Raw genomic sequence first — 13,867 nt, forward strand, 5'->3', positions numbered from 1 at the left:
AAGGGTTGCGCAGCGCGCGGGCAGGCCTTACCTGAGAAGACAGCTTACAAATGAGGACCCCATGGTTTCCCTGATCCAGATCCTGTTCATGATCCTCAACGTGATCTGGTGGATCGTCATCGTCCACGTCATCATGAGCTGGCTGATCAATTTTCAGGTTCTCAACCTGCGCCAGCCGCTGGTCGCGCAGATCTGGGACGGGCTGAACCGTATCCTCGACCCGATTTATCGTCGCATCCGCGCCTTCCTGCCGGATATGGGCGGGCTGGACCTGGCGCCGCTGATCCTGCTTCTGGCGATCTATGCGCTGCGCATCGTGCTCTACAACAATTTCGTAGCGCCCTTCTGATCCGTGAGCGCGCCGTCCTCCTCTGAACTGGACCGGGGCGCGCCGCCGGCCGATCCCGCGCAGATCCTGGCGCGGGTCTTCGGCTTTTCCGCCTTCCGCCCGGGTCAGGAGGAAATCGTCGACGCGGTCATCGCGGGCAGCGACGTGCTGGCCATCATGCCCACCGGCGGCGGCAAATCGCTGTGTTATCAGCTGCCCGCCCTGGTGCGCGAGGGGCTGACCGTGGTCATCTCGCCGCTGATCGCGCTGATGCGCGATCAGGTGCGCGGGCTGCAGGAGGCGGGCGTCGCGGCCGCTGCGCTGACCTCGGGCAACAGCCAGGACGAAAACGACGCGATCTTCGACGCGCTGGAAGAGCAGCGGCTCAAGCTGCTCTATATCGCGCCCGAACGGCTGGCCTCATCCGCTGCGACCAACCTGTTGCGGCGCTCGAATTGCCGGCTGATCGCGGTGGACGAGGCGCATTGCGTCAGCCAGTGGGGCCACGATTTCCGCCCCGATTACCTGCGCATCGGCGAGCTGCGGCGCATGCTGGGCGTGCCGCTCGCCGCCTTCACCGCCACGGCCGACGCCGCCACCCGCGACGAGATCGTGCACCGGCTGTTCGACTACGGCGCGCCCGAGACCTTTCTGCGCGGCTTCGACCGGCCCAATATCCGGCTGGCCTTTGCCGCCAAGGACAATCCGCGCAAGCAGATCATGGCCTTCGCCGCCGCGCGCAAAGGTCAGTCGGGCATCGTTTATTGCGCCACCCGCGCGCGGACCGAAACGCTGGCGCGCGCGCTGCAAGAGGCCGGGCACAATGCCTGCGCCTATCACGGCGGGATGGAAGACTGGGAACGGCGCAAGGTCGAAACCCAGTTTCAGGTCGAAGAGGGGCTGATTGTCTGCGCCACCGTCGCCTTCGGCATGGGGGTCGACAAGCCCGATGTGCGCTGGGTCGCCCATGCCGATTTGCCCAAATCCATCGAGGCCTATTACCAGGAGATCGGCCGCGCCGGGCGCGACGGGCTGGCCGCCGACACGCTGACGCTTTACGGGCAGGACGATATCCGCCTGCGCCGCGCGCAGATCGACGAATCCAACGCCCCGCCCGAACGGCGTGAGGCCGATCACGCAAGGCTGAACACGCTCTTGGGACTGGCCGAGGCCACGTCCTGCCGGCGCCGGATGCTGCTGGCCTATTTCGGCGAGGTGAGCGAGCCCTGCGGCAATTGCGATCTCTGCGCCAGCCCGGTCAAGACCTTCGACGCGACCGAAGCCGTGCGCAAGGCGCTGTCGGCCATGCTGCGCACCGGCGAGAGCTTCGGCACCGGCCATCTGATCGACATCCTGACCGGCCATGTCACGCCGAAGATCACCCAGCGTGGCCATGACGGCCTGCCCACGTTCGGCGTCGGGCGGGATCTGTCGAAATCGGCCTGGCAGGGGGTATTCCGGCAGATGATGGGCCGCGACCTGGTGCGCCCCGATGCCGAGCGTCACGGCGCGCTGCGCATGACCGAGGATGCGCGCCCGGTCCTCAGGGGGGAGGCCAGCCTTACCTTCCGCGCCGACAGTGTGCAGCGCGTGGCAACCCGCGCCGAACCGCGCGCGCTGGTCTCGGACGAGGATGCCCCGCTTCTGTCGGCGCTGAAAGCCAAGCGTCGCGCGCTGGCCGATGCGGCGGGGATGCCGCCCTACGTGATCTTCAACGACCGGTCGCTGATCGAGATGGCCGAGACACGGCCGCAGACCCTTGATGATTTCGCGCGGATCTCGGGGGTCGGGGCCACCAAGCTCGAACGTTACGGCGCGGCCTTTCTGGAAATCATCACCGGCGCCACGGTGGCCGACCAGCACCCGATGCGCCGCAAGCTGGCCGGGCGCGACGCGGGCGCGGTTTTCGACCGGCTGCTGCAGGCGCAGGCCGATCTGGCGCGCGGGGCGGACGGGACGGAAAAGCCGATGTCGTGCTCGAACAATACGCTCAAGACGCTGGCCGAGCGCCGCCCGCGCAGCCTGCCCGAGATCGAGCGCCTGCCCGGCATGGGCGCCGCGCGGACCGAGCGTTTCGGTGAGGCCTTTCTGGATATCCTGCTGGACGACTGACCGCGGGGCGCCCGATCGTGGGGCGCCTGCCGGGTCAGGCCAGCACGCTCTGCGGTCCCAGCAGCACGAAGACCAGCACCGCCGAGTAGAACACGAAGCTCGCCGCCAGCACGAAGACATGCCAGATCGTGTAATGGAAAGGCAGGCGGCGCCAGAGGTAGAACACCACGCCCAGCGTATAAAGCCCGCCGCCCACCGCCATCAGCACCAGAACCGGCGTCGGCAGGGCGGCGAACATCGGCCCGCCCAGCACCACGCCAACCCAGCCCATGCCCAGATAAAGCGCCAGCGCGGCCCATTTGAATTTCTCGGGCGAGACGATCTTCAGCGCGATGCCCGCCAATGCCGCGAACCACACCCCCACGGTCATCGCCACGCCATGGCCCGACAGCAGCGTGAAGGGCGTGTAGGTGCCCGCGATTTTCAGGTAGATCGCCGAATGGTCGAGCCGCCGCAGCAGCCATTCCTTGGCCGCGCCGAAGCCCGAGGTTTCGCCGATATTGTAGAGCGCCGAGAACAGGATCATCGCGATCAGCGCGCCGCCATAGACCGACACCCCGGTGATCGACGCCGCATCGCCCCGGTAGAGCGCGGTCAGCACGATCAGCACCGGCACCGCCATCAGCACCAGCGTCAGCCCCGCGACATGCACGACCGCGTCCGAGACCTGCTCGGCTCGCGTGTAGATGGTGCGCAGGGCGGTGGTCATCGGGCTCTCCTTGGATCGGGGCAGTGTACCGCGCGCGGGCGGCGCGGGCAATTGCGACCCTCGGTCAACCTTAGCGCCTGCGTGTAACCGTTTCGTCAACACCGCCGGACCGGGCGCTGCGCGTGACGCCGCGCCCCGTCTTGACCCCGCCGGATGCAGGGTCCATGGCGCGGGGCAAAAGAGGACATGCCATGTATCCCGTGATCCGGCTGGTGAAAGAGACGCTCAAATTCCGCGGCAAGCCGCTGGGATTGTTCGAGACGCATCACTCGCAGCATCGCTGCTGGCCCTGGGATCTGGATCCGTGGAACGAGCTCAATAACGGGCGCACGCTGACGCTCTACGATCTGGGCCGCGTGCCCTTTGCCACCCGGATCGGCATCACCGCGATCCTGCGGTCGCAGCGTTGGGGCATGACGGTGGCGGGCTCGAGCGTGCGCTATCGCCGCCGCATCCGGATGTTCCAGCGCATCGAGATGCAAAGCCGCGTTCTGGGCTGGGACCATCGCTTCATCTATATCGAGCAGAGCATGTGGCGCGGGGACGAGGCGCTGAACCACGTCCTGCTGCGCACCGCCGTGACCAGCGCGGAGGGCATCGTGCCGCCCGCGAAAATGGTCGCGGCAATGGGGCAGGCAGGGCTGGAAAGCCCGGCGCTGCCCGACTGGGTGCAGGCCTGGATCGCCGCTGATGCCGGACGCCCCTGGCCGCCGGCGCGCGACTGACCGGCGGGTCTTTCCTTGCGCGGATTCCCGGCTAGACTGGCGCCAAGGACCTGCCAGACGGGATGCGGTACATGAGCCTGATCGGACACAACAACGGCCCCACGATGGAATCCGGCGCAAGCTGGCGCCGCCATGCCTGGCGCCGCGCCCGCTCGACCCTGCTGCCCACGCTGCCCATCGAGGTGCTGCGCCTGCGGGTGCGCCGCGCCGCCGAGATCGGGCTCGATTACAAGACCTATGCATCGATCCGCGCGGCTTCGGGGCATGACGTGGTGGCGTTCCTGTTCTCGACCAACGCGCTTCGGCTGCTGCCGGGGCACGGGGCGCCCGCGCTGCCCGAAGACCGTGCGCGGCATCTCGCCCGTCTTGATGCCGGGCGTGCCGCGCTGACCCGCGCGCCGCTGACGCCCGAGGCGGTGCTCGCCCTCGCCCCGGGGCTGATCGACCGGGCCAGCCCGGGACCGCGCCCTTTCGCCGGTTGGGGCGAGACCCGCACCGCCCTGCGCGCCGCGCTGGCGCAGGGGAAATGGCCCTCGGACGGCGTGGTGCTGATCGGCGACACGGCCGAGGAACGCCAATGGGCCGCGGCCGGGAAACTGGCCTTCTACCTGCCTGCCGAACGCTACTTCGCCGCCTGACCCCGCCGCCATCGCGTGGATGGATAGACCCGGGAGGGTTTTGCACCCTCCCGGACCCTCCCGCAGGATATTTGTGGAACAAAGATGGCGGGTTAACGACACCTTAACACCCATCTTTGTTCCCCAAATATCCCGGGGGTCCGGGGGCTGGCCCCCGGGACCGGCCACGGGCGCGGCGGCGCGGTGAGGGCGATGGCGTTTTTCCCCCTTTCCTTTTCCGATCCCCCGCTTATGATCCGCGCCATGGAACGCAACGCCGCCATCATCGCTGTCAGCCTGCCGGGTCTGCCCGGGGCCTGCGGTTGCGCGGCCCGTCCGATGTCCGGTCTCCTCCTTCTTAGCGACCTCTGAGCGTGCCTGTCCGGGCGCGCCGCTCAGAGGTAGCCAGCGCCCGCCCCGCCCGCTAAAGAGACACCGCAGGACTTCACGGACAGAACCATGACCGATATCACCACCGCACAGCAGGATCGCGTTCAGATCTTCGACACCACCCTGCGCGACGGCGAGCAATCGCCCGGCGCGACGATGAGCCACGACGAGAAGATGGAGATTGCCGGTCTCCTCGACGAGATGGGCGTGGACATCATCGAGGCGGGGTTCCCGATTGCCTCGGAGGGCGATTTCGCCGCCGTCAGCGACATCGCCAAGAACGCGAAGAACTCGGTCATCTGCGGTCTCGCCCGGGCGAATTTCGCCGATATCGACCGCGCTTGGGAGGCGGTGAAACACGCGCCGCGCGGACGGATCCACACGTTCATCGGCACCTCGCCGCTGCATCGCGACATCACCGCGCTGGATCAGGACGGCATGGTCGAGAAGATCGCGGCCACCGTGAGCCATGCGCGCAATCTGTGCGACGACGTGCAATGGTCGCCGATGGACGCGACGCGGACCGAGCATGATTACCTGTGCCGGGTGGTGGAAACGGCGATCAAATGCGGCGCCACGACGATCAACATCCCCGACACGGTCGGCTATACCGCGCCGCGCGAAAGCGCCGATCTGATCCGCATGTTGCTCGAGCGGGTGCCGGGGGCCGAGAAGATCACCTTCGCCACGCATTGCCACAACGATCTGGGCATGGCGACCGCCAATGCGCTGGCCGCGGTCGAGGCGGGGGCACGGCAGATCGAATGCACGATCAACGGCCTGGGCGAGCGCGCCGGCAACACGGCGCTGGAAGAGGTGGTGATGGCGATGCGCGTGCGCAACGACATCATGCCCTACCGCACCGGCATCGACACGACGAAGATCATGCACCTGTCGCGCCGCGTGAGCCAGGTCTCGGGCTTTGCCGTTCAGTACAACAAGGCCGTGGTGGGCAAGAACGCCTTCCTGCACGAATCCGGCATCCACCAGGACGGCGTGCTGAAGAACGTCCAGACCTTCGAGATCATGCGCCCCGAGGATATCGGCCTGACGGCGAAGAACATCGCCATGGGCAAGCATTCGGGTCGCGCCGCTTTGCGCGCGAAGATGGCCGAGCTGGGCTATGATCTGGGCGACAACCAGCTCAAGGACGTGTTCGTGCGGTTCAAGGCGCTGGCCGATCGCAAGAAGGAAGTCTACGACGACGACCTGGTTGCGCTGATGGCCGATAGCAGCGCGGGCGACGAGCATCTGAAGGTGCAGAAATTGCGCGTCGTCTGTGGTACCGAAGGCCCGCAGGAAGCCGAGCTGACGATGGCCGTCGGCGGCGAGGAGAAATCCATCGACGCCACCGGCGACGGTCCGGTCGATGCCTGTTTCAACGCGGTGAAGATGCTCTATCCGCACAGTGCCAAGCTGGACCTGTACCAGGTTTCGGCGGTGACCGAGGGGACGGATGCGCAGGCGACGGTGTCGGTGCGCATCAGCCGCGACGGCACGGTCTATACCGGGCAATCGGCCGATACCGACACGGTGCTGGCCTCGGTCAAGGCTTATGTCAATGCGCTGAACCGGATGCATGCCGGGCAGGGGCGGGCGAACAACTCGGCGCTGCAGACCTCGGCGGCGGGCTGAAACATGCAGGGACAGGGGGGCATTCTGCCCCCCTCGGCCTGACGGCCTCACCCCCCTGAGGATATTTGTGGAACAAAGATGACGCCGGGCAGGATGGCAATCCCGCCCGGCGTTTTTCGGTCTTTCGGGGTATCGGCGTGGGTTACCAGACCCCGTGGGCGTCGAGCTCCGCGCGCAGGGCAGCGCCGAAATCGAGCGCTTTCTCGCGCGGTTTCGTCAGCAGCGAGACCAGCACGAAGAGCGCAAGGCAGACCCCGCCCACGGTGAGGGCGAGCACCGGGTTGAACACGCTCATCCCTTGGATCATCGCCATCCACACCGCCAGCACCGCGCCGCCGAGGATCGAGGCCAGCGCGCCCGCCGCCGTGGCCCGGCGCCAGAAAAAGGCGCCGATCGTGGCGGGCACGGTGACCATCAGCCCGGCGGCGGCGAGGGCGGCAAGCTGGTCGACGATCTGCGCCTTGTCGATGGCAAAGAGGCTGGCGAACAGGATCACGAGGATCACCACCGCCCGCCCGGCCAGCACTTGCCGCGCGGGCTCGGCGCCCTTGAGCACGTCGCGCGCGACCATCGCGCCCAGCGTCAGGGCGATGGAATCGAGCGTCGAGACCGCCGCGGCGAGGATGCCGAGGATCAGCAGCACCGCCACCGGCGCCGGGATCGCGCCCGAGATCAGCAGAGCGGGCGTCGCGGTGGCGCTGTTCTCCAGATCGGGCGCCAGTTGCAGCGCGGCAAAGCCCCAGATCACCGCGATCAGCGTGAAGACCAGGCCGAAGCCCAGCACCCAGAAGATCATCCGCTTCATCGCCGCCATGTCGCGCAGGATGAACAGCCGCTGGCTGACCTGCGGGTTGGAAATGGCGAAGAAGAACCACGGCAGCGACAGCGCGGTGAAGGTGCCGAGGCTCCACAGGCCGGGGCCGGGGACCGAGAGGCGCTCGGCCTGCGTTTCCAGCGTGACGCGGGCAAACGTGCCCCAGCCGCCGATCGCCGCGACCGCGAAGCCGATGGCCAGCAGCGCGGAGACGAGCATCACCACCGCCTGCACCGCATCGGTCCACGCGACCGAGCGCAGGCCCGCGAACAGCGTCCAGAGCGCGGCCAGAAGCCCGCCCGTCGCCACCGCCTGCACCAGCGTGATCTCGCCCCCCGTCACGCCCGACAGAAGCAGCCCGATCCCGGCCATCTGCGTCGTGCAATAGGGCATGAGGAAGACAAGCCCGACCAAGGCCGCCGCGCGCGCGACCCAGGCGCTGCCATAGCGCGCGCCCAGCATCTCGGCCGGCGAGATGAAGCCCCAGCGTTTCGCCGCCAGCCAGAAGCGGGGCGCGAAGATGACCAGCAGGCCCAGACCCGCGAAATAGATCAGCTCGAATCCCAGCGCGCCGATCCCGCCGCGATAGGTGAGGCCTGTCAGCACCACCAGCATGAAGGCGGAATAGGTGGTCGCGGCATAGCTGAGGCCGGCGACCACGCCGCCGAAATTGCGGCTGCCGAGATAGTAATCCTCGGCCGTGCCGGCATTCTGGCGGGTGGCGCGAAAGGCGATGAACAGGCCGAACAGCGCGAAGGCGCCGATCGCGGCCCAGATCGTGGCGGGGCTGAGAAGCTGCGGTTCCATCAACGATCCCTCCAGCCGCGCAGGCCCAGCGCGATCAGCACCACCACCGCCAGACCGAAGCCGGTCCAGAAGAGTGCCGTGAACCAGCCGCGCTGGTCGGCCAGCAGGCCATGGGGCACCCCGCCGCCGAGAACGACCAGAACGACAAGCGCCGCCAGCCAGGGTCCAAGTCCGCGTCGCGTGCTCATTCCGTCACCTCCATCGCCGATAATCGGGGCTGCGGTGTACGGTTTGCTTGGGGTATGTGCAAGCAAATGCGGGCTTAGTGCCTGAAAATATTTGATTTTTTACTATACGGTCAAGCAATTGGCAGGCCTGCGCCCGGCGGTTGGGCAATTGCATCCCGATTGCGGCGGCGCTACACCGCAGGCCAGCACAGACCGGAGGCCCCCATGATCCTGTACCCCGCCATCGACCTGAAGGACGGCCAGTGCGTCCGCCTGTACAAGGGCGCGATGGAGAAGGCGACGGTGTTCAACGACGACCCGGCGGCGCAGGCGCGCGCCTTTGCCGATCAGGGCGCGGAATGGATCCACCTGGTCGATCTGAACGGCGCCTTCGCGGGCAAGCCGGTCAATGCCGGTGCGGTCGAGGCGATCCTGCAAGCCGTGAGCGTGCCCTGCCAGCTGGGCGGCGGCATCCGCGACATGGCGACGATCGAGGCGTGGCTCGACAAGGGGCTGGCGCGGGTGATCCTGGGCACGGTGGCGGTCGAGAACCCCGATCTGGTGCGCGAGGCGGCGCGGGCCTTCCCCGGTCAGGTCGCGGTCGGGATCGATGCGCGCAACGGGCGCGTGGCGACCAAGGGCTGGGCCGAAGAGACCGACGTGCAGGTGACCGAGCTGGCGCTGGCTTTCGAGGATGCGGGCGTGGCGGCGATCATCTATACCGATATCGACCGCGACGGCGCGATGGGCGGACCCAATGTCAAGGCGACGGCAGACCTGGCCTGGGCCACCTCGATCCCGGTCATTGCCTCAGGCGGGGTGTCCTCGCTGGCCGATCTGGTCGCGCTGAAAGAGACCGGCGCGCCGCTGAACGGCGCGATTTCCGGGCGCGCGCTGTATGATGGCAAGCTCGACCTGGCCGAGGCACTGGCGGCGCTGAAAGACTGAGAGCCGCCGCCCGCCTTCGCCACCACCTTCTCCACGTCGCGCGTTGTCAGCCGCGGGGCTGACCGCTAGTCTTGCGCCAATCCAGACGGGAGACGGAACGCGATGCGGCGCAGGGGCCATCAGCCATGACGGAAGCCGGAACCGGCGCGCTGCGCAGCCGGCTGATTGCCGGGCTGCTGATGGCATTCTTCTACTTCGCGATCTGGCAGTCGGCGCTGATGCTGCCCGACCTTGGTTCCGAGGGCGTGCTGGTCGATTTCGACGCGTTCTACATCGTCGGCGGATTGGTGGCCGAGGGCCGCGCGGTCGAGGCATATGACCTGTCGGTCATGGCGGGGATCCAGCGCGGGCTGACTGGGCAGGAGGGCTTCATGCCCTGGACCTATCCGCCGCAATTCGACCTGCTGGTCGCCGCTCTGCCGCTCTTGCCGCGCGGGATCGCCTATGCGCTGGTCACCGGGCTGGGCCTGACGCTGTATCTTTGGGTGCTGGCGCAGCTGGCGGGACGGCAGCTGGTGCCCGTGTTGCTGGCGCTGGTGCCGCCGATCTACGTCACGCTGACCATCGGGCAGAACGCGTTCGTCACCGGCGCGCTGATGGGCCTTTTCGCGCTGCTGACGCTGAAGGGCAGCGGACGGGCGGGCTGGCCGCTTGGGCTTCTGGTCATCAAGCCGCATCTGGGGATCGGGCTGGGCGTGCATGCGCTGGCCTCGGGCCGCTGGCGGGTGATCGGGCTTGCCTTGGCCATCGCTGTCGTCAGCGCGGGGATCGCCACGGCCGTTCTGGGTGTTCAGATCTGGCCCGCCTTCCGGCAGGGCATGGCGAATGCGCAGGCAGCGCTGGCGGTCGAGTTCTATCCGATGTTCCGCATGACCTCGGTCTATGCGCTGCTGCACACGCTGGGTGTGCCGCCCGGTCTGGCAATCTGGCTGCAGGGCGCGGTGGCGCTGGGTGCCTGCGCGCTGGTTGCTCTGTCGGTGCGGCGGGGCCTGCCGCTGCGCCATACGCTGGCCATGGCCTGTTTCGCCTCGGCGCTCGTCAGCCCGTATCTCTATGATTATGACATGACGGTTCTGGGCGTGGGGCTGGCGCTGATCATGGGGGATTTGCGGGCGCGGGCTTCGGGGGTCGAGCTGGTGCTGCTTTACGCGTTGGTGTGGGTCGCGGGCGGCTGGGGGATGATCCACGCGATCTCGACGGCTGGCATGTCCTGGGAGGCGCGCGCGGCCCATGCGCGCGAGACGCTGTCCTACGGCGCCGTCGCCTACCTTCTGTTGCTGGGACTGGGCGCGCGCATCCTGTCGCGGCCCCTGCGCGGCGGGGTCCCGGCATGAGCGAGACCTGGCTGGCACAGGACGGCCCGGTGCCGATCGCCCATCGCGGCGGCGCGCATGAGCAGGACGAGAACACGCAGGCGGCCTTTGCCCATGCCGCCGCCCTGGGCTTTCGCCATATCGAGACCGATGTGCATCTAACGGCGGATGGCGAGGTGGTGATCCATCACGATCCGACACTCAGGCGGATGACCGGCGATCCCCGCGCGATCGCGGATCTGACCTGGGCGCAGGTGTCGCGGCTCAGAACCCGCTCGGGGGCCGGTATCCCCCGGCTGGCCGATATGCTCGAGGAATTTCCCGGCATTCTGTTCAACATCGAAACGAAATCCGACGCGGTGGTCGATCCGCTGGCGGCGCTGCTGCGCAAGATGGGCGTTGCGCATTGCGTGGGATGCGGCAGTTTCGCCACCGCGCGGACCCGGCGGCTTCGCACGCATTTCGGCGAGGCGCTGTGCTGGTCGCCGGGCTATGGCGGCGTGGCGAGCCTCTGGGCGGCGGGATGGGGCGTGCCGATCCCGCGCCCGGCCTTCCCGATGGTACAGGTTCCGCCCGTCTATCGCGGGATCCGGGTGGTCACGCCGCGCTTCGTGCGCGCGGCCCACCGGCGGGGTATCCGGGTGCAGGTCTGGACGGTGGACGACCCGGCCCAGATGCACGCGTTTCTGGATATGGGGGTGGATGCGATCATGACCGACCGGCCCAGCGTGCTGAAGGACGTGCTGATCGCGCGCGGAGACTGGAGGGGCAGCGATGCTTGACGGCATCCGGATCATCGAGATCGAGGGTCTTGGCCCAGGTCCTTTCGCGGCGATGATGCTGGCCGATCTGGGCGCCGAGGTGATCTGCGTGCAGCGTCCCGACGGCCCGCCCCTTCCGGGCCTTCCGGCCGAGAACCTGCTCGACCGGGGCAAGAAGACCATCGCGCTGGATCTGAAATCGGACGCCGACCGCCCGGTGCTGACCGCGCTGATCCGCTCGGCCGACGGGCTGATCGAGGGCTTTCGCCCCGGCGTGATGGAGCGCCTGGGTCTGGGTCCCGAGACCTGCCAGGGCTGGAACCCGCGTCTGGTCTATGGCCGCATGACCGGCTGGGGCCAGGACGGGCCGCGCGCGAAACAGGCGGGGCACGACCTGAACTATATCGCGCTGTCGGGCGCGCTCTGGTACGCCTCGCCCCCCGGTCAGCCGCCGGTGACGCCGCCGACCTTGTTGGGCGATATCGGCGGCGGGGCGCTGTACCTCGTGGCGGGGATGCTGGCCGGGCTGATCCGGGCGGGGCGTACGGGGCAGGGCACCGTGGTCGATGCCGCCATCGTGGATGGCTCGGCGCATATGATGACGCTGCTGATGCTGATGCGCTCGGGCGGGATGTTCCGCGATCGGCGCGGCGTCTCGCTTCTGGACGGGCCGCACTGGTCGCGTAGCTATGAATGCGCCGATGGTGGATTTGTGACAGTCCAATGCCTTGAACCCAAGTTCTACGCCGAGTTTTTGTTGAAAATGTCCCTATCTGACGATCCGGAATTTGCCAGACAAAACGACCCGCAAAGCTGGCCGCAGGCCGCGCGCCGGCTGGCCGCGATTTTTGGCGCGAAGCCGCGCGACCACTGGACGGCGCTGTTCTCGGATACGGATGCCTGCGTGGCCCCGGTGCTGTCGCCTGCAGAAGCCGCGCGCGATCCGCATCTGGCGGCGCGCGGCGTCTGGTCCGATACCGGCGCCTTGCAGCCCCGCCCGGCCCCCCGTTTCGATGGCAAGGCGCTTGACCCGGCACCCGCCCCCCGGCGCGATCAGCATCGCGACGAGATCCTGCGCTCTTTGGGCCCTTAACCTTCGGAACCGACATGACGACTCTGGGCGACGTTTCCTTCTGGTACAGCGATATCGGCCTGCCGCGGACCCGCCGTCCGGCGCTTTCGGGTGATGCCGAGGCCGATGTGGTGATCGTGGGCGCGGGTTATACCGGGCTCTGGACGGCCTATTACCTGAAAGCGCTGGATCCCGGCCTGCGTGTGACGGTGCTGGAAAAGCACTTCGCGGGCTACGGGGCCTCGGGACGCAATGGCGGCTGGCTGTCGGGGGGCTTTGCCTGGAACCACGAACGCTATGCCGAGATGGCGGGCGCGCCTGCCGTGCGGCGCATGGTGCAGGCGATGATGGGCACCGTGGACGAGGTCATCGCCGTGGCCGAAGCCGAGGGGATCGACGCCGATATTCGCCGCTGCGACGAACTCATGGTGGCCACCAATGACGCGCAGCGGCAAAGGCTGAGCGACGAGGTGAAGCATCGCGCGACCTGGGGCGAGCAGGGGCGCGTCTTCTCGATCGACGCGGACGCGGTGCGCGAGCGGGTGCGCATCCCCGATGCAAAGGGCGGCATGATCGTCACCGGCACCGCGCGGATACAGCCCGCGAAGCTGGTGCGCGGGCTGGCCGAGGCGGTCGAGCGGCGCGGTGTCACGATCCACGAGGGCACCGAGGTCACGCGCATTGTCAGCGGCGCGGCGCATACCGCCACGGGGATTCTGCGCGCGCCCGTCGTGTTGCGCTGCACCGAGGGCTTCACCGCGACGCTGCCGGGCTACCGGCGGACCTGGCTGCCCCTCAATTCCGCGCAGATCGCGACCGAGCCGCTGGCGCCTGAAATCTGGGAACAGATCGGGTGGGACGGGCACGAGATCCTCGGCGACTTCGACCATACCTATTGCTATTGCCAACGCACGCGCGAGGGCCGGATCACCGTAGGCGCGCGGGGCGTGCCCTATCGCTTCGGGTCGCAACTGGACCGCGACGGCACCCCCGATGCCGAGACGGTGCGTCGGCTGACCGCGATCCTGCACCGCCATTTCCCCGCCGCCCGCAAGGCGCGCATCGACCACGCCTGGTGCGGCGTGCTGGGCGTGCCGCGCGACTGGTGCGCCACCGTGGGCCTTGGCGCGGACGGGATCGGTTGGGCGGGCGGTTATGTCGGCGTGGGCGTCAGCACCTCGAACCTTGCCGGGCGCACGCTGGCCGACCTGGCGCTGGGCCGCCGGACCGAGCTGACGGGCCTGCCCTGGGTCAACCGGCGCGTGCGCGAATGGGAACCCGAGCCGCTGCGCTGGCTGGGCGTGCATGGCATGTACCGGCTCTATGACATCGCCGACCGGCGCGAACGGGCCGGCGGCCCGCCCTCGGCGCTGGCACGTTTCGGAAACCGGCTGACCGGGCGCGAGTGATCGGCCAAGGGCAAGGATCCGCCAAGGCACGAGACTTAAGCCGCATGCGCTCGCTTCTTG

At 68.1% G+C, this 13,867-nt stretch carries 13 protein-coding genes; 10 read left to right on the forward strand and 3 right to left on the reverse strand.

Annotation, left to right across the window (positions count from 1 at the left end; genetic code table 11):
* Positions 1-61 precede the first annotated feature (61 nt).
* Entirely contained in the window at positions 62-349 is a 288-nt protein-coding gene (locus C4N9_RS14375) for a YggT family protein (RefSeq protein ID WP_109534022.1), read from the forward strand.
* A gap of 27 nt (positions 350-376) precedes the next feature.
* Positions 377-2,440, forward strand: a complete 2,064-nt coding sequence (recQ, locus tag C4N9_RS14380; RefSeq protein ID WP_109534088.1) for a DNA helicase RecQ — start codon at positions 377-379, stop codon at positions 2,438-2,440.
* A 34-nt stretch (positions 2,441-2,474) separates the two neighbouring features.
* On the opposite strand, the gene trhA is transcribed toward recQ, so the two are convergent.
* Positions 2,475-3,149, reverse strand: coding sequence for a PAQR family membrane homeostasis protein TrhA (trhA, locus tag C4N9_RS14385; RefSeq protein WP_109534023.1), 675 nt, complete (start codon positions 3,147-3,149; stop codon positions 2,475-2,477).
* A 191-nt stretch (positions 3,150-3,340) separates the two neighbouring features.
* Between trhA and C4N9_RS14390 the strand changes: the two genes are divergently transcribed.
* The 3 genes from C4N9_RS14390 to C4N9_RS14400 all read left to right on the forward strand — a co-directional run bounded on the left by C4N9_RS14390 (position 3,341) and on the right by C4N9_RS14400 (position 6,516).
* Positions 3,341-3,874, forward strand: coding sequence for an acyl-CoA thioesterase (locus C4N9_RS14390; RefSeq protein WP_109534024.1), 534 nt, complete (start codon positions 3,341-3,343; stop codon positions 3,872-3,874).
* A gap of 71 nt (positions 3,875-3,945) precedes the next feature.
* On the forward strand, positions 3,946-4,512 hold the full coding sequence (locus C4N9_RS14395) for a hypothetical protein (RefSeq protein ID WP_109534025.1): 567 nt from the start codon (positions 3,946-3,948) through the stop codon (positions 4,510-4,512).
* A 438-nt stretch (positions 4,513-4,950) separates the two neighbouring features.
* Positions 4,951-6,516, forward strand: coding sequence for a 2-isopropylmalate synthase (locus C4N9_RS14400; protein ID WP_109534026.1), 1,566 nt, complete (start codon positions 4,951-4,953; stop codon positions 6,514-6,516).
* A 142-nt stretch (positions 6,517-6,658) separates the two neighbouring features.
* Here C4N9_RS14400 and C4N9_RS14405 read toward each other — a convergent pair whose 3' ends face one another.
* The gene (locus C4N9_RS14405; protein ID WP_109534027.1) at positions 6,659-8,137 is read right to left on the reverse strand and encodes a sodium:solute symporter family protein; all 1,479 of its coding nucleotides are present in this window, start codon (positions 8,135-8,137) and stop codon (positions 6,659-6,661) included.
* Complete coding sequence (locus C4N9_RS14410) at positions 8,137-8,325, reverse strand: hypothetical protein (protein WP_109534028.1); 189 nt, start codon at positions 8,323-8,325, stop codon at positions 8,137-8,139. The genes C4N9_RS14405 and C4N9_RS14410 overlap by 1 nt, the downstream gene beginning before the upstream one ends.
* Positions 8,326-8,529: 204 nt before the next feature.
* On the opposite strand from C4N9_RS14410, the gene hisA reads away from it, so the two are divergent.
* From hisA to C4N9_RS14435, 5 genes are all read left to right on the forward strand, one after another.
* Positions 8,530-9,252, forward strand: a complete 723-nt coding sequence (gene hisA, locus C4N9_RS14415; RefSeq protein ID WP_109534029.1) for a 1-(5-phosphoribosyl)-5-[(5-phosphoribosylamino)methylideneamino]imidazole-4-carboxamide isomerase — start codon at positions 8,530-8,532, stop codon at positions 9,250-9,252.
* Between the two features lie 125 nt (positions 9,253-9,377).
* Positions 9,378-10,586 carry a glycosyltransferase family 87 protein gene (locus C4N9_RS14420; RefSeq protein ID WP_109534030.1) on the forward strand — a complete coding sequence of 403 codons (1,209 nt, stop codon included), beginning with the start codon at positions 9,378-9,380 and terminating at the stop codon, positions 10,584-10,586.
* Positions 10,583-11,347 (forward strand): glycerophosphodiester phosphodiesterase family protein, encoded by a 765-nt coding sequence (locus tag C4N9_RS14425; RefSeq protein WP_109534031.1) that lies wholly within the window; start codon positions 10,583-10,585, stop codon positions 11,345-11,347. Before C4N9_RS14420 ends, C4N9_RS14425 begins: the two co-directional genes overlap by 4 nt.
* Positions 11,340-12,419, forward strand: a complete 1,080-nt coding sequence (locus C4N9_RS14430; RefSeq protein WP_109534032.1) for a CaiB/BaiF CoA transferase family protein — start codon at positions 11,340-11,342, stop codon at positions 12,417-12,419. The genes C4N9_RS14425 and C4N9_RS14430 overlap by 8 nt, the downstream gene beginning before the upstream one ends.
* Positions 12,420-12,433: 14 nt before the next feature.
* Complete coding sequence (locus tag C4N9_RS14435) at positions 12,434-13,807, forward strand: NAD(P)/FAD-dependent oxidoreductase (RefSeq protein WP_109534033.1); 1,374 nt, start codon at positions 12,434-12,436, stop codon at positions 13,805-13,807.
* Positions 13,808-13,867: the final 60 nt, after the last annotated feature.

Source organism: Pararhodobacter marinus (assembly GCF_003122215.1).
Classification (GTDB): Bacteria; Pseudomonadota; Alphaproteobacteria; order Rhodobacterales; family Rhodobacteraceae; genus Pararhodobacter; species Pararhodobacter marinus.